This window comes from Roseovarius sp. D22-M7 (assembly GCF_037083785.1).
In the GTDB taxonomy this organism is placed as follows: domain Bacteria; phylum Pseudomonadota; class Alphaproteobacteria; order Rhodobacterales; family Rhodobacteraceae; genus Roseovarius.
Genome location: NZ_JBAPKY010000005.1, coordinates 101,404 through 120,159, shown reverse-complemented (window position 1 = coordinate 120,159; position 18,756 = coordinate 101,404). Strand labels below are relative to the sequence as shown.

The following is an 18,756-nucleotide window of genomic DNA, read 5'->3' as shown; positions in this document are numbered from 1 at the left end:
CCGTCCCGCGCATCGTCATCCCCCTACATGCCGTGCAAAGGGTGAATCACGTTCTCAAATCCATGTCGAGGCGGGGTTTTTCAGCAGCCTGTTAAGTTGACTGCCTCCGACAAATCCGGGGCGATTCACGAGGTCTCCTGGCTGCGCTGCGACTCGGACCGGGCGCGATCTTCCTGAGTCACGGCGAATCTGTCAAACGGGACCAGCGCTCGCGACAGCATCAGGCGGACCTTCAGGCCTTTCGACAGGCGCCCGACGCGCGATCGGCGCATCATTCAGGCCCTGCGCTTGTGGCCACGGGGCCGGCCATCGGTTGTACGGGATCGCGGTGCGCCGCCGGGGTGTCCGGCGCGGGGTCGAACAGTTCGCCAAGCCGCGCGCAGCCGCGGTTGAGGCGGCGCTTGATGGTGCCGACGTCGCAGTGGCAGGTCTCGGCAGCATCCACGCAGGACAGACCCGAGGCGCCGATCAGGATGTGCACTTTTCGCTGCTCGTCGGAAGGTACGGCGAAGGCCGCGGCGAAATCGCGCAGCGCGACCCTCCGGTCATGCGTGGGGTTCTGCGACAGCCGCGCCGCCTAGGCGGCGTCCGCCTTGGCCACCTCGCGCTGCATCTTGCGAGTTCCCGACCAGAAGGTGTTGCGCCGGATCGTGAGCCGTCAGACGTACACTTGGTGTCCGGCGTGAAACTGTCGACCTTGGCCATCGCTTTAAGCAAGATTTCCTGCAAGAGGTCATCGGCGACCGACGAGTTGCGCGCCTGGCTGAGCGCGAAGGCGAGCAGTTCGGGCACCAAGCCGACAAGGTCGTCGCGGATCTCGGCGATGGCGGGGGCGCATCTGTCGTCGTCACTGTTCCGCGCCTTCAGATATTCCAGCGGATCGCGCAGTGATTGCGGCAGTTTCTCGTCGACGCTCGACTCTTGGAGCTTCTGAAGGGTTTCGGACATCTGCTGATCGATATCCGCTGCCCGGTTACCCCGGTCGTCGGGGCTGTTGGGATCCTGTTCAGGCATCGTTCTGCTTTCGGATGTTCTGATTTATCCCCGCCTTAAGGGGAACAAAACGCGGCGACCCCGGCGTCTTGTTTCATGCGTTACCTGAGTATCCTGAAACGCCCCCGAAACGGAAGGACACGCCATGCGAGGCGACAACGAGGCAAGCAGCGATGTCCGGAGAATCACCGAGAACCTGCCCTACCTGCGCCGGCACGCGTGGGAGCTGTCGGGCGGCCAGGAGGCCGGAGCCTCATGCCGCCGGAACGCTGAAGGCGAGCCGAGGGCGATCGTCGCACCAACACAAGGAATGAATGAAATCAGTCCGGCGAGGAAGAGGAATACCGTCGCCGTGCCGCGGACATATCCGGAAAGCGCCGGGTCGATCTCGCGCATGAGGCGGCGGGTGGTGTCGAGGTTGGCGCGGGGGACCAGCTTCTCGCCGGCCGCCAGCATGCGCTGCCAGCCGAGCAGCAGGTAAAAGACCACGACCGGCATCACCACGCGAAAGACGATCGCCTGCACGAGGTTGCCAAAACCCGAGACGCCCCCGTTGCACACCGAAACCTCGGACTGCACGACGGTTTCGCCGATCCGGTTCACCAGATCATCGAGCACATTCCCGGCGTCGCGCCGGCCGATGGGGGAATCGGCGCAAGCCCCGTTTCACGGTGGCGTGATGGTCGGGATGCTGCGGACCAGCCCCGTCATCTTTACCGCCAGGAGCGGCAACAGCCCGACAACCGCCGCGAGGATCCGGGCCATCATCAGAAGCACCAGCACCGCGGCCCTGAGCATGCGATGAGTTCCATGGAAGTCGAGCCGGCACGCGAACGGATCCAGAAAATAGGCGATCGTAGCCTCGACGATGAAGGGCGTCATCATGGGCTCGAGCACCCGCAACGTGACCTCCGGCAGCGCTGCGGCTCCGAACCATGCCAGACCCCGGGATGAGCTCACCCACAACCGGGAGTACATCTTGTGGCGCATTGCCTGGCGGCGCGTGCGCGGGGTAACGCCTTGTCATATCGATTTCACAGGTCACGATCCGTCAACGCGGCGGGGGATGGGAAGCTTCCAGGTCAAGGCACGCGCTTGCGTAATGCGGGGAAAACGGGCGCGGTTTCACGCGGTCAGCGGCGTTTCAAAAAATTTTGTGGCTCAGGACACAAAGCCATCGTTTCCGCCTTTGACTGGACTGCGCCAGAGTGGTGGAAACGTTTCAAGCGAAGGCAGACCTCATGCATGTAGGGTTCATCGGGCTGGGCAATGTCGGCGGAAAGCTGGCGGGCAGTGCACTGCGCAACGGGTTCGAACTGACCGTCTGCGATCTCGACGGGGCGCGGGTGCAGGGTTTCGTCGAGCGCGGCGCGCATGCCGCCCGTGATCCGGCCGAACTGATGCGCAACTGCGATGTGGCGATCACCTGCCTGCCCTCGCCGGCCGCCTCGGCCGTCGTCGTCGAGGCTATGCTGCCCGAGGTGACCGCCGATAAAATCTGGCTGGAGATGTCGACCACCGACGCGTCCGAGGTGAAAAGACTGGCCGCGCTGGTCAGGGAACGGGGCGGCGCCGCGGTGGAATGCCCGGTCTCGGGCGGCTGCCACCGGGCGGATACGGCGAATATCTCGATCTTCGCGGGTTGCGATCGACCCACCTTTGAGCGGATCCTGCCGCTGCTGACCACGCTGGGGCGGCGGGTGCTGCATACCGGCGAGATCGGCACGGCGTCGGTGCTGAAGGTAATGACCAACTACCTGGCCACCGCCAACCTGCTGACCTGCTGCGAGGCGCTGGTCACCATGAAGGCCGCCGGCATGGACATGAACACCGCCTACGAGGCGATGAAGATCAGCTCCGGCACCTCCTTCGTGCACGAGACCGAAAGCCAGGTCATCCTCAACGGCTCGCGCGACATCTCGTTCACCATGGACCTGGTGAAAAAGGATATCGGCCTCTTCCAGGGTATCGCCGCGGCGGGCAACGTGCCGCTCGAGATCAGTCCGCTGCTGCTGCAGATCCTCGAGGACGGCATCGCGCGTTATGGCGAGCGCGAGTTTTCGCCCAACATCATCCGCCGGCTGGAGGATGCCACCGGGCTAACCATCAGCGCGCCCGGCTTTCCCGCCGAGATGGTCGACGACGAACCCGAAGAGCCGGGATACGAGGTGACGCCGACCGGCCTGTCGAAACCGCTGATGGCAGGCTGAGCCCGCCGCGACCGGACCACCATGCGAAAGGAGGCAATGACGATGTCGGAAATCACCGTGGAACTGCACGACGACGGCATGACGGTCGCGCTGCCGCAGGGTGCGACGTATTTCAATTACTACTGGCTGCGCGATGCCAGCCTCGACTGTTTCGACCCGCAGACCCGCGAGCGGGTGTTCGACTGTTCATCGCTTCAGGCGGGGCCGCGCGCCACGTCGGCCCGGGTCGAAGGTGACAGCCTCGTCATCGACTGGCAGGCGGAAGACGCCCCTAGCCACGTGCCGCTGACGCTGCTGCGCGAGGTCGCCGAGGCAGGGCGTCAGGCCGATCCGGCGGAACTGCCGCGCACATTGTGGTACGGCGATCACTTCGACCGGGTGCTGCGGGTCTCGCAAGATGCGGTGCTGACAGCGCCGGACGCGCGCGCCGCACTGACCCGCGCGCTGATCGAGGACGGCATCGCCTTCGTCACCGACATGGCCGACGATCCCGATAGCCTGCCGCGGCTGGTGAATGCGATCGGGCCGATCACGCCCTCGGCGGAGGGGCTGTTTTTCGACGTGCGGGTCGAGATCGACCCCACGAACCTCGCCTTCACCGCTGGTCCACTGGAAATGCACACCGACCTGCCGGGCGAGGAAATGGCGCCGGGCGTGCAGTTCCTGCATTGCATGGAGAACACCGTCGAGGGCGGGCGGTCGCTGTTTCTCGACGGGGCGGCGGTGGCGATGGCCCTCAAGGCGGAAGACCCCGAGGCGTTCGATCTGCTGGCCGGCCATGACATCCCGTTCTTCTACCGGCACGACAACTGGGATTACCGCGCCCACCAGCGGGTGATCGAGACGGATGTCGACGGCAACGTGACCGGCCTGACCATGTCGCAGCACCTGCAGGATTACATCGATCTGCCGCAACCGCTTCTGGATCGCTATTACCCGGCCCTCGTGAAGTTCATCCGCATGTTGCAGGAGGACCGGTTCGTGATGCGCTGCCGCGCAAAGGCCGGAACCTGCGTGGTGTTCGACAATCACCGCATCGTGCATGGCCGCGAGGGCTATGTCGCCGACAGCGGCCAGCGGTACCTGCGCGGCTGCTACACCGACCGCGGCGCGCTGCGCAGCACCTACCGGATCTTGGCCAAGCGCGGCGTTACGGGGACCGGGTATTTGCCCCAAAGGGACGTTGCTTGACGTCGTCACGGGCAAAGGCAGCGCGGCGGAGGCGATCGCACCGCGCCGATTTTCGCCTCAGGCGACGAACGGCGTTCGCAGCTTGATCTCCTGGTAATCCTCCAACCCGTACACGCCGCCCTCTCGCCCGTTGCCGGACTGCTTGAACCCGCCAAAGGGCGAGCCGTAATTGGCGGCCTGTCCGTTGATGCTGATGCTGCCGGCGCGCAGGCGCCGCGCCACGCGCAGCGCGCGCGCCTCGTCGCCGGTCTGGATGAAGGCCGCAAGGCCGTATTCGGTATTGTTGGCCAGCCGGATGCCGTCGGCCTCGTCCTCGAACGGGGTGATGACCAGCACCGGCCCGAAAATCTCCTCGCGCGAGATCCGCATGTCGGGGTCCACATCCGCGAAGATCGTGGGGCGGACATACCAGCCCGCATCGAACCCCTCGGGTGTTCCGGTGCCGCCGATCAGAAGGCGGGCGCCCTCGTCGATGCCCACCTGGATCATCTGCTGCACGCGGTGATACTGGATCTCGTCGAAAAGCGGGCCGATGTGATCGCCCTCCTGCGCGGGATCACCGACTTTCTGCGCTGCAGCGGCCTCGGTCGCCAAATCCAGCACCCTGTCGTAGCAACTGCGCTCTACCAGCATGCGCGTGGGCGCGTCGCAGGACTGGCCGCAATTGTCGAAACAGGCGCGCACGCCCTCGGCCACGCGCGCCGGCAGATCGGCATCGGCAAAGACCAGGTTGGGCGACTTGCCGCCCAGTTCCAGCGTCACGCGCTTGATCGTGTCGGTCGCGTCATGGCTGACGGCCTTGCCGCCGCGCGCCGAGCCGGTGAACGACATCATGTCGATACCCTCGTGCCGCGACATCGCCGTGCCAACGGTGGGCCCGTCACCCTGCACGAGATTGAACACGCCCGGCGGATAGCCCGCCTCGTGCACCATCTCGGCATAGATCTGCGCCGAGAGCGGCGTGTGCTCTGACGGCTTCAGGATGCAGGTCGCACCCGTTGCAAGCGCCGGGATGACCTTCAGCGCGATCTGGTTGATGGGCCAGTTCCAGGGCGTGACGAGGCCACAGACCCCGATCGGTTCGCGGCTGAGTATATCGCCGTTGGGCAGAACGTCTTCCTCGGGCTGGTCCTCAAGCGCCGCGATGAAGGCGTCGAGATGTCCGAGGGCCGCATCGGCCTGCACCTCGCGCGCCATGGTCATCGGCGCGCCCATCTCGGTCGACATTGCCTTTGCCATATCCTCCATCTGGGCGACGGTGACCGCGCGCAGGCGCTTCAGCAGGTCCAGACGCTCGGCCTTGGGGGTCAGCGAGAAGCTGTCGAAGGCGCGCAGCGCTGCCGCGACGGCCCGATCGACATCCCGCGCATCGCCAAGCGAAAGAGTGCCGATAGCTGTGTTGGTGGCCGGGTTCATGATCGGCATCGTGGCATCCGAGGCCGGCGCGACCCAAGCACCGTCGATGTAGAACTTGTCGAGTGTCGTCATGTCTGATCCTTATCCGATCGGGGGCTGGCATCTCCCCGGTTTCGATGCGTCGCTGCATCACCCTGCATCCTGCAAGATAAGATCGGCGGCGCGCATCGCCAGCATCATGGTCGGCGCGTTGGTATTGCCGGAGGTGACGTTCGGAAAAGCCGACGCATCCACAACGCGCAAACCCGGCACGCCGTGCACCTGCAGCCGCGCGTCGAGCACCGAATCCTCGGGCCCGTGGCCCATCCGGCAGGTGCAGGACGCGTGATAAACGGTCGAGGCGCGCGCGCGGAACGCCGCCATCAACCCGTCATCGTCGAGACAGGTCAGATCCGGCAACTTGGCGGCACGTGTGACGGCGCGCAGGCTGGGGGCCATGGCAAGCCGCTGCAACAGCCGGCTGGCGCGCAGGGCGGCGTCGCGGTCGCCCTCGGTCGCCAGAGAATTGGCCTCGATCAGCGGCGCGTCCCCGGGATCGGGCGAGGCGATGCGCACCGCGCCGCGGCTGGTCGGGCGGCAGGGCTGGGCCGAGATCAGGTAGCCCTGCTCTCGGTCCAGCACCGGGCGGCCGGCGGGCGACATCTCGTAGCTGGCCGGGTTGCAGAAAAGCTGGACGTCCGGGCCGGCCCGGTCGGGCGCGGATCGCACGAAGCCGCCCACCTGGTTGACCGGCACCGCCAGCGGGCCGCGCCGCCGCAGGACGTAGTCGAGCCCGGCGCGCAACCGCCCCGTCATGCTGCCAAGGGCGGCGTTCAGCGTGGGCCGGGTCGCGTGAAACTGGTAGGACACGGCGAGGTGATCCTGCAATCCGCATCCGACCTGCGGCAGATCGCGTACGACCGGAACACCCCGCGACCGCAACAAGGCCGCCGGACCGATCCCGGACAACTGCAACAGCTTGGGCGTGTTGATCGCGCCGGCGCTCACCAGGATCTCGCGGCGGGCGCGCACCGTTCGGTCGCGGCCCCCGTGTCGGTAATACAGCAGGTTGCCCTGCCCGTTCAGCCTCTCGATCCGCTGCGCTTCGGCGCCGGTGATCACCTTCAGGTTGGGACGCCCCTTTGCCGTGCGCAGGAACGCATCCGCCGAGGACCAGCGACGGCCCCGGCGCACATTGCTGCGGTAATAGGTGACGCCTTCGCCCGCCTCGGCGTTCATGTCATCGCTGAGCGGCAGGTCGATATCGCGCGCGGCCTCGAGGAAGGTGCGCGAGAACGGGTTCATCTGCTCCGACAGATCGCTGACCCAGACGGGGCCGGACCCTTGGGCGGTCCTGCGGCCGGTTGCGTCGGGCGCGTGACGTGTTTCCATCCGATCGTAGACGCTGCGCACCGTGTCCCAGCCCCAGCCCGTCGCGCCGGCCGCCGCCCAGTCGTCGAAATCGCATGGCAAGCCGCGCACATAGGCCATCGCGTTGATCGAGCCCGATCCACCGATCACCCGCCCGCGCGGCCATGGGGTGACCCGCCCGTCCAGTTCCGCATCCGGCTGCGTGCGGTATCCCCAGTTCAACGCCGGGTTCCCGACATTGAAGGCGTAGCCGATCGGCACCTTGATCCAGAGCCGCGCATCCGATCCGCCCGATTCCAGCAGCAGCACGCGGTGCCGGCCGTCACGGGTCAGCCGGTCGGCCAGCACGCAGCCGGCCGACCCGGCGCCCACGATCACGTAATCGAATTCATCGGCTTGCATGGCGGGGGCCCGTGTCGGATAGTTCATCCCGCGCAGCAGACTGCAGACCGGGCCGCGTCACAAGCAACGGCTTTGACCGCTATGGGTCAGGATAATTTATGCCCGGTTTCGTTGACGCTGCTCCAACCGGGCCATCTGAGTCGCCACGCACCGAACCGAAGGACACCCGCATGACCCGCCTGCCCCATGTCATCTGGCTGCGCGCGTTCGAGGCGGCCGCGCGGCACGCCTCGTTCAGCGCGGCCGCGGACGAGCTGGCGCTGACCCCGGCGGCGGTCAGCCAGCAGGTGCGGATGCTCGAGCAGCACCTGCGAGTGCAGCTTTTCCACCGTCTGCCGCGCGGGGTCGAGCTGACCGATATGGGGCAAGCCTATGCGCAGCCGATCCGCAAGTCGTTCCGGGACATGCAGGCGGCGACCGATGGCCTTTTCCGGGTGCCGCGCCGGCAGACGCTGAAGGTGCGCGCGTCGATCTCCTACGCGGCGCTGGTGCTGGCACCCAAACTGCGGGCCTTTCGCGCGCTTCACCCCGATATCGACATCCAGTTGTCGACTGCCGTCTGGTCGGACCGGATGGATGACGCGTCGATCGATGTGGATATCCGCTACGGCACCGGCGACTGGCCCGAAAGCCGGATCTGGTCGCTGGGGCTCGAACGGGCAAGCGTGGTCTGTCATCCCGACTATGCCGCGAGTTTCGACGGCGGGCCGACGCTCGAGGCGCTCGCGGCGGCGGATGTCGTGCAGGTGACCGGATCCGAGGTGGACTGGGACCGGCTGTCGGCGCGGTTCGATCTCGATCTTCCGGTCCCGACACAGCGGATCAAGGCCGACTCGTCGTTGATCGCGCTGCAGATGCTGGCCAGCGGGCAGGGATCGGCGATCATCATGCGGCGCTTTGCGCAGCGCTATCTCGACCAAGGGCTGCTTGTTTCGCCCTTTCCGTACGAATTGCCGATGGATCAGGGCTTTTACTTGATCGCGCGCGAGGACAGCCCCCGCACCGACGAAATCGACCGCTTTCGCGACTGGCTGACCTCCTCGGGCGCGGCCGCCTAGCGCCAGGTCAGGAGATCGTCACGCTTGCAATTTCCCGGATCGCGATATCTAACGGCGCCGTCGGTGGCAGCGCCATCGAGATGATCGCGAAATGTTGTAGCTGAAAGGGCGTATCATGAGTGACGCCAGGACGTTTCTGTTCATCCTCGCCGCTGTCATCGGGCTGACGCCAGTTCCGATGCAGGCGCAACAATCGCAGGATCCCGGACGGGTCACCGTCCTCACGATGGCACCCGAGGACGTCACGCTGACCTCGCTGCTGCCCGGGCGCGTCGCCGCCTCGGCCGAGGCCGAGGTCCGCCCCCAGGTGAACGGTATCGTCATCGAGCGGCTCTTCGACGAAGGCGCGGACGTGGCCGAGGGCGATCCGCTCTACCGGATCGACAAGTCGACCTACGAGGCCGCGGTCCGGCAGGCGCGCGCCCGGGTGGCGCAGGCCGAGGCGCGGTTGAGCGCCGCGGAACGCGATGCGGATCGCCTGACGGAACTGCAATCGCGCAACGTGGCCAGCCAGCAGGCGCTCGACGAGGCGGTGTCGGCCCGCGATTCGGCCCAGGCCGGCGTGCAACTGGCCGAGGCCGAGCTCAACACCGCGCAGATAGAACTGTCGCGCACCACCATCCGCGCACGGCTTTCGGGGCGCATCGGGCTGTCGCAGATCTCGCAAGGCGCGCTTGTGACGGCCAGCCAGGCGCAGCCGCTCGCGGTGATCCGCACCATCGATCCGGTCTATGTCGATGTCACGCAATCGGCGGCCGACCTGCTGCGGTGGCGCCGCGGCGAGACCGCCGAGGAGCTCGAGGGCGCCGACGCGACCGTGCGCCTGCGGCTCGCCGACGGGTCCGCCTATTCCGAAACCGGCGCCCTCAAGGCCGCCGAGCCGAACGTCGATCCGCAAACCGGCGTGGTGACCCTGCGCATGCAGTTCGACAATCCCGACCTGCTGCTTCTGCCCGGCATGTATGTGCAGGTGGACATGCCCGTCGAGGTGGCCGAGGCGGTGTTCCTGGTGCCGCAGGAAGGCGTCATCCGCGACCGGCGCGGACGCCCGCGGGTCTGGGTCGTGAACGCCGACAACGTGATCGAGGAACGCGCGGTCAACATCGTTCAGGACCAGGGCAACAGGTGGGTCGTGGACGAGGGGCTGAGCGACGGGGACCGGATCGTCGTGGCCGGGTTCCAGAAGACCGGACCGGGCGCGACCGTGGTCCCGGAACCGCGCGCAGAGTAACCAGGTAAAGGCGCAGGCGCATGGCAAGTTTCTTCATCGACCGTCCTGTCTTCGCCTGGGTCATTTCGATCCTGATCATGGGCATCGGTGTGTTGGCGATCCGGCTTTTGCCGGTGTCGCAATATCCCGAGATCGCGCCACCCTCGGTGTCGGTCACGGCCAATTACCCCGGCGCCGCAGCCGATACCGTCGCCAATACCGTCACCCAGATCATCGAACAGCAGATGACGGGCCTTGATGGGCTGCGCTATTTCTCGTCGCGATCGACCTCGCAGGGCAATGCCGAGATCACCCTGACATTCGAGACCGGCACCGACCCCGACATCGCGCAGGTGCAGGTCCAGAACAAGCTGGGACAGGCCACGCCACTACTGCCCGAGGTGGTGCAGCGCCAGGGCATCACGGTCGAGAAATCCTCGGCCGGGTTCCTGATGGTGATCGGCATGATCTCGACCGATGGCCGCCTCGACCAGGTGGACCTGTCGGATTATATGACCACCAACCTCGTCGACGAGTTGAGCCGCGTCGAGGGCGTCGGCTCGGTTCAGGTGTTCGGCGCGGAATACGCCATGCGCATCTGGCTCGACCCATCCAAGCTGGCGGCGTTCGAGATGGCGCCGTCGGATGTGGTGACCGCGGTCTCGGCGCAAAACGCGCAGATCACGGCCGGGGCGTTCGGCGCGAGGCCGGCGGTCGAGGGTCAACAGCTTAACGCGACGATCACCGCGCAATCACTGCTGAGCACGCCCGAGGATTTCCGCCAGATCGTGCTGCGCGCCGAGACCGATGGCGGGCTGGTGCTGCTCGACGACGTCGCGCGGGTCGAGATCGGGGCGCAGAACTATGCCACCTCGGCGCGGTTCAACACCGATCCGGCCGCGGGGATGGCGATCACGCTGGCGCCGGGGGCCAACGCGCTGGACACCGCGCGCGCGGTCAAGAGCCGGATGGCGGAATTCGAGCAGTTCTTTCCGGAAAACGTGGATTACGTGGTGCCCTACGACACCACCCCCTTCATCGAAATCTCGATCAAGGAAGTGGTCAAGACCCTGTTCGAGGCGATCGGTCTCGTGTTTCTCGTGATGCTTCTCTTCCTGCAGAACCTGCGCGCGACGCTGATCCCGACGCTGGCCGTGCCGGTGGTCCTGCTGGGCACGTTCGGCGTGCTGGCCGTCGCCGGGTTCTCAATCAACACGCTGACCATGCTGGCGATGGTGCTGGCCATCGGCCTGCTGGTCGATGACGCCATCGTGGTGGTCGAGAATGTCGAGCGCATCATGGAGGAAGAGGGCCTGTCGCCGCGCGAGGCGACGCACAAGTCGATGGGCCAGATCACCGGCGCGCTGGTCGGCATCGCCATGGTGCTGTCGGCGGTCTTCGTGCCGATGGCGTTCTTTCCCGGCTCGACCGGCGTGATCTACCAGCAATTCGCCATCACCATCGTCTCGGCGATGGCGCTGTCGGTGGTGGTGGCGATCACGCTGACGCCCGCGCTGTGCGCTTCGCTGCTCAAGCCGAAGGGGCACGGCGCGAAACGCGGGCCGTTCGCGTGGTTCAATACCGGCTTCGGCGCGCTCACCGATGGCTACGACAAGACCGTCCGCTGGTCGGTCAGGCGCCCGCTGCGGGTCTTCGCCGTCTATCTCGCGCTGGCGATTGGCATGGCGTTCCTGTTCGTGCGCACGCCGACCGGGTTCCTGCCCGAAGAGGACCAGGGGATCCTGTTCACGCTGATCCAGACCCCGACGGGCTCGTCCGCCGAGCGCACGCTCGACGTGCTCAAGCAGGTCGAGGATTACTACCTTGAGGAGGAGTCGGAGATCGTCGAATCGATGTTCGGCGTCGTTGGTTTCAGCTTCTCGGGCAACGGGCAGAATATGGGGCTGGGCTTCGTGCAGCTCAAGGACTGGGACGAGCGGACGGCGTCGGGGCAAAGCGTGCAGGCGCTTGCGGGGCGGGCCTTTGGTGCGTTCAGCCAGATCCGCGACGCGCAGGTCTTTCCGGTTGTGCCGCCCTCGGTGATCGAACTGGGCAACGTGTCGGGGTTCGATCTTTACCTGCAGGCGCGCAGCGGCCAAAGCCATGCCGACCTCGTGACGGCGCGCAACCAGCTTTTGGGGGCCGCGGGACAAAGCGACCTCATCGGCTCCATCCGCCCCAACGGGCTGGAGGACGCGGCGCAGTTCAACCTCGATATCGACTGGCGCAAGGCCGGGGCGATGGGGCTGACACCCGGCGACGTGGGGCAGTTGCTGCAATACGCCTGGGCCGGGACCTACGTGAACGATTTCCTCGACCAGGGCCGGATCAAGCGCGTCTACGTGCAGGGCGAGGCCGAGGCGCGTGCCACGCCATCCGATATCGAGAAGTGGCGGGTGCGCAATTCCAGCGGCGGCCTCGTGCCGTTCTCCAATTTCGCCGAGGGCAGTTGGGATTACGGGCCCCAGGGGCTTTACCGCTACAACGGCATCCCGTCGGTGCAGCTGCAGGGCGCGCCGGCGCAAGGCGTCACCACCGGCGAGGCGATGGCCGAGATGGAGCGCCTGGTCGCCGATCTCGGCCCCGGATTCGACCTGGCCTGGACGGGCCTGTCGCTGGAGGAACGCGAATCCGGCAACCAGGCTCCGCTGCTTTACGCGCTGTCGCTAGCGGCGGTGTTCCTGTCGCTAGCAGCCCTCTATGAAAGCTGGTCGATCCCCTTCGCGGTGATGCTCGCCATGCCGATCGGCATCGTCGGGGCACTGACCGGCGCGTGGGTCGGCGGGTTCGAGAACGGGGTGTTCTTCCAGGTCGGGCTGCTCACGGTGATCGGGCTGACCGGCAAGAACGCGATCCTGATCGTGGAATTCGCGCGCGACCGCCACGCGGCGGGCGAGCGGGTGATCGACGCGGTGGCCGTCGCCGCACGGCAGCGGTTCCGGCCGATCATCATGACCTCGATGGCGTTCTCGCTCGGGGTGCTGCCGCTGGTGCTGAGTACCGGCGCGGGCTCCGGCGGGCGCACGGCAATCGGGTCCGGGGTGCTTGGCGGGACGATTTCCGGCACGGTCCTCGGGGTGATCTTCGTGCCGCTCTTCTTCATGATCGTCACGCGCATCTTCCGGCGCGCGACGAGCGCGAGCTGAAAACGTCGGCCTCAGTCCGTCACAGACACCAGGTGCCAGCGCAGCGCGTCGTTGGGCACAGCATCGAACTGCGTCACGCGGTCCGACAACACGACCAGTTGCGTGACGTGAAACGGGATGAGCGTGCCGGACGTCGCGTAAAGATGTTCCTGCGCCTTGACGTAAAGCGCGCGCCGTTTCTCGAAATCGAGCTCGGCGCGCGCCGCCTCGAGCAGCCGGTCGAATTCGGGGTCCGCATATCCGGTCTCGTTCCACTTTGCCGAGGAATGGAACGCCTCGTTCAGGGCCTGATCGGCGGGGCGTTCCCCCCAGCTGGTGGTGAAGGCCGGTTTCTTCATCCAGACCGTCGACCAGTACCCGTCGGCGGCGGCATTCACCACGTTGACGCGGATGCCCGCGCGCGCCGCCTGCTCCTGGTAGGTGACGCCGATCACCGGCCAGCTGGGGTCGAGCGAGGACACATGGACATCCACGTCGATCCCGTCGGGGTATCCCGCCTCGGCCAGCAGCGCCCGCGCGCGATCGGGGTCGGGCGGGCAGGTCATGTCGGCGCGGTACTGGTCGTTGGGCGCGACCGGGGTGTCGCAGGATATGATGCCCCCGCCGTCGAGCGCCAGGTCGAGCATCTCTTCGCGGTCGACCACCAGCCGCAGGGCGCGGCGCACCCGTGGATCGTCGAACGGTTCCAGGTCGGTGCGAAAGGCCAGCCCCATCCAGTTCCCCGTCGGGATCTCCATCAGCTGGTAGTGATGGGAGTCCTCGAGCGCCCGGCGCAGCACCGGCGCGATGCCGCGTTCCATGTCCAGCTGCCCGCTGAGAAACGCCTGAAGCCGCGCCTGCGCGTTCGACACGCCGATCACCTCTATCCGGGCCAGGGCCGGCAGGCCTTCCCAGTAATCCTCGAACGCCGTGAGCACAGTGATGCCGTCGGCATCGAATGTCTCGACCCTGAACGGCCCCGTGCCGATGCCGGTGCGCGCGACCGTCTCGCCGGACCCTTCGGGAATGATGCGCAGCCGCGGATCCATGAGCTGCAAGGGCAGGTCCGCAAAGGAGGAGTCGAGGGTCATGCGCACGGTCAGGCGACCGGTCGCCTCGATCCGCTCGATCATCTTGACGGCGGCGCGCGCCGGGCTGCCATATTCGGGGTCGATCACCCGGGCGATCGAATAGACGACGTCCTCGGCATCAAGGGGGGTGCCGTCATGAAACCGCACCCCTTCGCGGATCCGGAAAGTCCAGACACGGCCCTCGTCATCCGGCGCCCACTTTGTCGCGAGATCGGGTTGCGGGGTGCCGTCCGGGCCGGGGCGGACAAGGCGGCTCTGGATCTTCTCGATGATCTGCAGCACGCGGCCCTTGGAGGCGGGATCGAGGCTCGATTGCGACCCGAACCCGACATTATGCGCATGACGAAACGTACCCGCAGGCTCGGCCCCCGCATGTGACGCGAGCAGCCCGAGGGTGAGCGCGATCAGGGCGGGCTTCAGAAGGACGGTTACTGGCTGGGGCATGGCGCGACTTTGACGATCACCGCGGTGAAACGCAAACCTTTCGACCACCGACACGGTCACGAAAAATCGCGCGAACCCAAAAGCCCCCGAGGTGGGTAACCGCTTTAAGGCGTTTAACCACCACCCGAGGACGATTTCAGGAATACGCCCTGATGGATCGGTCGAAAGGGCAACTGGCGCGGTTGACGGGGCTCGAACCCGCGACCTCCGGCGTGACAGGCCGGCACTCTAACCAACTGAGCTACAACCGCCCGCTGCCTGCCCGATCCAACGGACATGGCGTGCTTCTATGCGGGCGACCTATCCTCGTCAAGCATCGCCGGGACGAATTTTCAACTTTATGACATGCCGCTTGCGCGCCGCGCATACGCGCGATTTCGACCCGGTCGCGTTGCAGGGGCGCGCGTGCGGAACGACGTGCCCGATAAGGCGATGCGGGGCGGTCTAATGGCGGCATGCGAGACACCGAGACAACACGCGATCCGGGAAATCTGCACTAATGTTTTGTCGCGAGGGGATAATCGGGTTACCTAGGCTGTCATGAAAACAAAATCCGACATATTGAACGCCCTGCGGCAAAGCCGGTTCGCGCCACGGGCGATCAACCTGGGACAGTTCATCACCTTCACGATCTCCAGGTTCTTCGCCGAACGGATGACCGCCTCGGCCGCCGCGCTCACCTATTCGACGCTGCTGGCGATCGTGCCGCTGATGGTGATCGCCTTCGCGATCCTGTCGAGCTTTCCGGCCTTCGATGCGGTCAAGGCGCAGATGCAGGATCTTTTCCTGTCGGCCGTGGTCCCCGAGGCGGGCGCCGCGATCGAGGATTACCTCGAGAACTTCACGCGCAACGCCAGCAACCTCACGGCCGTCGGTATCGTGGCGCTCGCGGTGACGGCGGTTCTGTTGCTCTACACCATCGAGGATACGCTCAACCGCATCTGGCATGTCGAGCGGCAACGCCCGCTTCTTGTCCGGTTCCTGATCTTCTGGGCGATCCTCACGCTTGGCCCGCTGCTGATCGCGGGCAGCATCACGCTGACATCGGATGTGGCATCGCTGACGGGGCGCGTGGGATTTCCCGGATCGGGCGATCCGTACTTTGCACCGAATGCGCTCGAGACGCCCTTGGTCAGCACGCTGATCGCCACAGCGTTCAGCATCGTCGGCTTCACGGCGCTTTTCGTGCTGGTGCCTGCGCGCCGGGTGCGGATCTGGCACGCCTCCATCGGCGCCACCTTCGCGGCGATCGCGTTCGAGATCCTGGCGTGGGGGTTCAACTCCTTTCTCACCTCCGGCTCCAGCTACGAGACGATCTACGGCGCAGTGGCCGCGGTTCCGGTTTTCCTGGTCTGGATCTACACGTCGTGGATGGTGATCATCCTCGGCGCAGTGATCGCGGCATCGATCCCGGACTGGCTGCTGACCCGCACGAGCGTCACCACCGGCGATCTGCGCCCCGCGGACCGGCTTGCCATCGCCGTGACGCTGCTCGCGAAACTGCATCTGCAGGCACAGGAGGGTGGCATGATCGACGAACAGAAACTGGTCGAGGCCGTCCCGCTGGAAGCGCGCGACGAGATCTTCGACGCGCTGCACCGGACCGGATACCTCGCGCAGACCGAGGACAGCCGCGTGGCGCTGACCCGCGACATGCATACAACGACGGTCTTCGATCTCGCCGCCGACCTGAAGCTGCCGCTCGGCACCCTGCCGGAGCGTGACACGGTCCTGCCCGAGAACGTCGTCGCACGGATCGCGACCGAGACGCCCGCGGTGCGCGCGATGCTGGACCGGCTGCACGAGGCCGAGGCCGAACTGCTTGACCGGCCCCTTGCGCAGGTGCTCGCCGCGGGCAATGACGCGCCGGCCGGGGCCGAGGTGCAGCAGGTCTCGCGCCGCGCGGTGTGACCGCGGCGCGGCCCTGCCCGGTCGTCACGCCTTGAGCATGTCCGCATCCATCCAGATCGGCAAATGGTCCGAGGCGGTCCGCGCCTCGCCGGTCAGCACCACCCCTGCCCCACGGCAGAGCACCCGCGCGCCATGCGCGAAGCGGTCCAGCGGGACCATCAGCCGGCTGGCGTGAAAGCTCGGGCCCGGGGCGATCATGTTGAAGGCGTCGCCGATCAGGTCGAAACCGATGCGCGGCGACCACTCGTTCATGTCGCCGGCGATGATCGTCTGCGGGGCCCGACCCGCGATTGCCTCGCGCAGATGCGCAAGCTGCAACTGCCGGCAGCCCCGCCGCAGCCCCAGATGCGTGCCCACCACCGTCACGTCGCCCTCGGGGCCGCTTAGATCGGCGATCACGGCGCCGCGCGGCTCGATCCCCGGCAGCGTCAGACGCTCGGCATGCCGCACGTCCCAGCCGTCGCGCACCAGGATCGCGTTGCCGTGCCAGCCCGAACTGGGGCCATCGGTGACCTTCAGGACGCGCAAGCCGGCATGCGCATGCAGCAGCGCCTCCGGCAGGACCGCCGGCCGCGCGCCGAGGCGTCTGTCGGCCTCTTGCAGGGCGACCACATCGGCCTCCAGCGCGGCGAGGACGCGGATGATGCGAAACGGGTCGCGCCGCCAGTCCAGGCCGACCGCCTTGCGGATGTTGTAGCTCGCGATGCGCATCACAGCACAGGTGCCATCAAGCGCGCCACCCGCGCCGCCATCCGGGTGACAAGCGGGCGATCCTCGAGATCGATATCGACCCTGCTGGCATTGCCGAGATCCGTTCGCAGCATCTCCTCGACCGCCGCCGCGGCACTTGCCCCTTCGGCCACCACCGTCACCTCGAAGTTCAGAAGTCCCGAGCGGATATCGAGGTTGATCGACCCGACCGAGGCCAGATCGTCATCCACCAGCGCCACCTTCTGATGCAGGAAGGCAGGCAGATAGCTCCAGACCTCGCCGCCCACGCTGCGCAGGTCGTCGAAATAGGCCATGCCCGCGAAATGGGTCAGGTAATGGTCCGCATTGCACGGCACCAGCACCTTGAGATCGACCCCGCGCAGGGCGGCAAATCTCAGGGCGGTCAGCACGTCGCGGTCCGGGGCGAAATAGGGCGTCGAGATCCAGAGCCGCTTTTGCGCGGCATGCGCGAGGGCGATGAAGAACAGGTTGCCCGCCGCGGTCTCTTCCGCGGGGGACGGGGCGAGGGCCACGGCCTTCAACGTCCCCGCGTGGGGCTGTGCCGAGGTTGCGGGCTGGCGCAGGTCCTCGTTCGTGGCCCACCGCCAGTCCGAGATGAAATGCAGCGCCAGTTGCGTGACCACCGGCCCGTGAAACCGCGCGAAGGTGTCGCGCCAGGGCCCCATGGCGGATTGCCCGATATACGCCTTCGACAGGTTGATGCCGCCGGTGAAGGCAACGGTATCGTCGACCACCACCAGCTTGCGATGATTGCGATAGTTCAACTGGAACGGGCCAAGCAGGCGCGTCGGACCCTTCGTCCGAGAGATATGCACGCCGGCGTCTTTCAACGACTGTTTGAAGGCCCGCGGGAGACCGAAGAACGGCAGTTCGTCATGCAGCAGCAACACCTCGACGCCGGCCCTCGCGCGCTCGATCAGAAGGTCGCGAAAGGCTTGCCCGACCGTATCGTCCTCGATCGTGTAGAACTGGACCATGACCCGCGAGGTCGCCATGCGGATCGCCGCGTGCAGCGCGTCGAATGTCGCATGACCGTCGATCAGAAGCGCCATGTCGTTGCCTTCGGTGACGGGCAACCGCGCGATCCGGGCAAAGGACGAAAGCCGTGACGGCCCGGCCGGGATCGCCCGCGCCTCTTCCGCGTCGTCGAGCAGGGCGGCATCCGACAGATGGCGGTCGCGCGCGAAGCGCTTGTAATCCGCATAGCCGAAAACGAGGTAGAACAGCGTTCCGACCAATGGCAGCAGCACGATCAGCAGGATCCACCCGACCGCGCCCTGCGGCGTGCGCGAGGTCAGCAACGCGCGATAGGACGCGACAAGCGACAACGCGCCGATGGCAATCGCGATGATCCCGTTGGTGATGGTCGAGAACTCGGTCAAGTGTGTTCAATCTCGGCGGGAGGCCGGCTATGGGGGAAAACCAAGACAGGATAGCAGGCCCGGGTGACCCTATCCATGGCGCGCGGAAAGCGCGGGTGCAAGTACGGTCTGCCTGACGTGATCGCGGACAGCTTGGAACGGTCCGATCCGGACCGCGTGACCACAAATCCGGTCCGCCCCGAATGGCCGCCAACTTGCCGAATAGAGTTTACGCAACGTAAGGCGTGTGCTATTATTAACC

The 18,756-nt window shown here is 66.3% G+C and carries 15 protein-coding genes and 1 tRNA gene; 6 read left to right on the top strand and 10 right to left on the bottom strand.

Annotated elements, in window-relative coordinates; translation table 11 throughout:
- Positions 1–271: 271 nt before the first annotated feature.
- The 4 genes from V8324_RS04225 to V8324_RS04210 form a co-directional block, all read right to left on the bottom strand.
- Positions 272–481 (bottom strand): hypothetical protein, encoded by a 210-nt coding sequence (locus V8324_RS04225; RefSeq protein WP_336418667.1) that lies wholly within the window; start codon positions 479–481, stop codon positions 272–274.
- A complete protein-coding gene (locus V8324_RS04220; RefSeq protein WP_336418666.1) occupies positions 469–1,014 on the bottom strand; it encodes a hypothetical protein in 546 nt (181 codons plus the stop codon). Before V8324_RS04220 ends, V8324_RS04225 begins: the two co-directional genes overlap by 13 nt.
- Before the next feature lie 180 nt (positions 1,015–1,194).
- Positions 1,195–1,611: an AI-2E family transporter gene (locus V8324_RS04215; protein ID WP_336418665.1), complete on the bottom strand. Its 417-nt coding sequence runs from the start codon at positions 1,609–1,611 to the stop codon at positions 1,195–1,197.
- Between the two features lie 48 nt (positions 1,612–1,659).
- Entirely contained in the window at positions 1,660–1,896 is a 237-nt protein-coding gene (locus tag V8324_RS04210; RefSeq protein ID WP_336418664.1) for a hypothetical protein, read from the bottom strand.
- Between the two features lie 338 nt (positions 1,897–2,234).
- On the opposite strand from V8324_RS04210, the gene V8324_RS04205 reads away from it, so the two are divergent.
- The gene (locus tag V8324_RS04205) at positions 2,235–3,203 is read left to right on the top strand and encodes an NAD(P)-dependent oxidoreductase (protein ID WP_336418663.1); all 969 of its coding nucleotides are present in this window, start codon (positions 2,235–2,237) and stop codon (positions 3,201–3,203) included.
- A 42-nt stretch (positions 3,204–3,245) separates the two neighbouring features.
- The gene (locus V8324_RS04200) at positions 3,246–4,394 is read left to right on the top strand and encodes a TauD/TfdA family dioxygenase (RefSeq protein WP_336418662.1); all 1,149 of its coding nucleotides are present in this window, start codon (positions 3,246–3,248) and stop codon (positions 4,392–4,394) included.
- Between the two features lie 57 nt (positions 4,395–4,451).
- On the opposite strand, the gene V8324_RS04195 is transcribed toward V8324_RS04200, so the two are convergent.
- Positions 4,452–5,882: an aldehyde dehydrogenase family protein gene (locus V8324_RS04195; protein WP_336418661.1), complete on the bottom strand. Its 1,431-nt coding sequence runs from the start codon at positions 5,880–5,882 to the stop codon at positions 4,452–4,454.
- A gap of 57 nt (positions 5,883–5,939) precedes the next feature.
- Positions 5,940–7,562 (bottom strand): GMC family oxidoreductase, encoded by a 1,623-nt coding sequence (locus V8324_RS04190; protein WP_336418660.1) that lies wholly within the window; start codon positions 7,560–7,562, stop codon positions 5,940–5,942.
- A gap of 170 nt (positions 7,563–7,732) precedes the next feature.
- On the opposite strand from V8324_RS04190, the gene V8324_RS04185 reads away from it, so the two are divergent.
- From V8324_RS04185 to V8324_RS04175, 3 genes are all read left to right on the top strand, one after another.
- Positions 7,733–8,620, top strand: a complete 888-nt coding sequence (locus V8324_RS04185; RefSeq protein ID WP_336418659.1) for a LysR substrate-binding domain-containing protein — start codon at positions 7,733–7,735, stop codon at positions 8,618–8,620.
- A 115-nt stretch (positions 8,621–8,735) separates the two neighbouring features.
- Positions 8,736–9,851, top strand: coding sequence for an efflux RND transporter periplasmic adaptor subunit (locus V8324_RS04180; RefSeq protein WP_442970464.1), 1,116 nt, complete (start codon positions 8,736–8,738; stop codon positions 9,849–9,851).
- Positions 9,852–9,871: 20 nt separating this feature from the next.
- Positions 9,872–12,976 (top strand): efflux RND transporter permease subunit, encoded by a 3,105-nt coding sequence (locus V8324_RS04175; RefSeq protein WP_336418658.1) that lies wholly within the window; start codon positions 9,872–9,874, stop codon positions 12,974–12,976.
- Between the two features lie 11 nt (positions 12,977–12,987).
- Here V8324_RS04175 and V8324_RS04170 read toward each other — a convergent pair whose 3' ends face one another.
- Together V8324_RS04170 and V8324_RS04165 are read right to left on the bottom strand one after the other, a co-directional pair.
- Positions 12,988–14,490 (bottom strand): ABC transporter substrate-binding protein, encoded by a 1,503-nt coding sequence (locus V8324_RS04170; protein ID WP_336418657.1) that lies wholly within the window; start codon positions 14,488–14,490, stop codon positions 12,988–12,990.
- Between the two features lie 174 nt (positions 14,491–14,664).
- Positions 14,665–14,741: transfer RNA gene (locus V8324_RS04165), tRNA-Asp, on the bottom strand.
- A gap of 289 nt (positions 14,742–15,030) precedes the next feature.
- On the opposite strand from V8324_RS04165, the gene V8324_RS04160 reads away from it, so the two are divergent.
- Positions 15,031–16,401 carry a YihY family inner membrane protein gene (locus V8324_RS04160; protein WP_336418656.1) on the top strand — a complete coding sequence of 457 codons (1,371 nt, stop codon included), beginning with the start codon at positions 15,031–15,033 and terminating at the stop codon, positions 16,399–16,401.
- A gap of 24 nt (positions 16,402–16,425) precedes the next feature.
- Here the strand turns inward: V8324_RS04160 and V8324_RS04155 are convergent, their stop codons facing one another.
- Together V8324_RS04155 and cls are read right to left on the bottom strand one after the other, a co-directional pair.
- The gene (locus V8324_RS04155; protein ID WP_336418672.1) at positions 16,426–17,112 is read right to left on the bottom strand and encodes an endonuclease/exonuclease/phosphatase family protein; all 687 of its coding nucleotides are present in this window, start codon (positions 17,110–17,112) and stop codon (positions 16,426–16,428) included.
- Positions 17,112–18,515, bottom strand: coding sequence for a cardiolipin synthase (cls, locus tag V8324_RS04150; protein WP_336418655.1), 1,404 nt, complete (start codon positions 18,513–18,515; stop codon positions 17,112–17,114). The genes V8324_RS04155 and cls overlap by 1 nt, the downstream gene beginning before the upstream one ends.
- Positions 18,516–18,756: the final 241 nt, after the last annotated feature.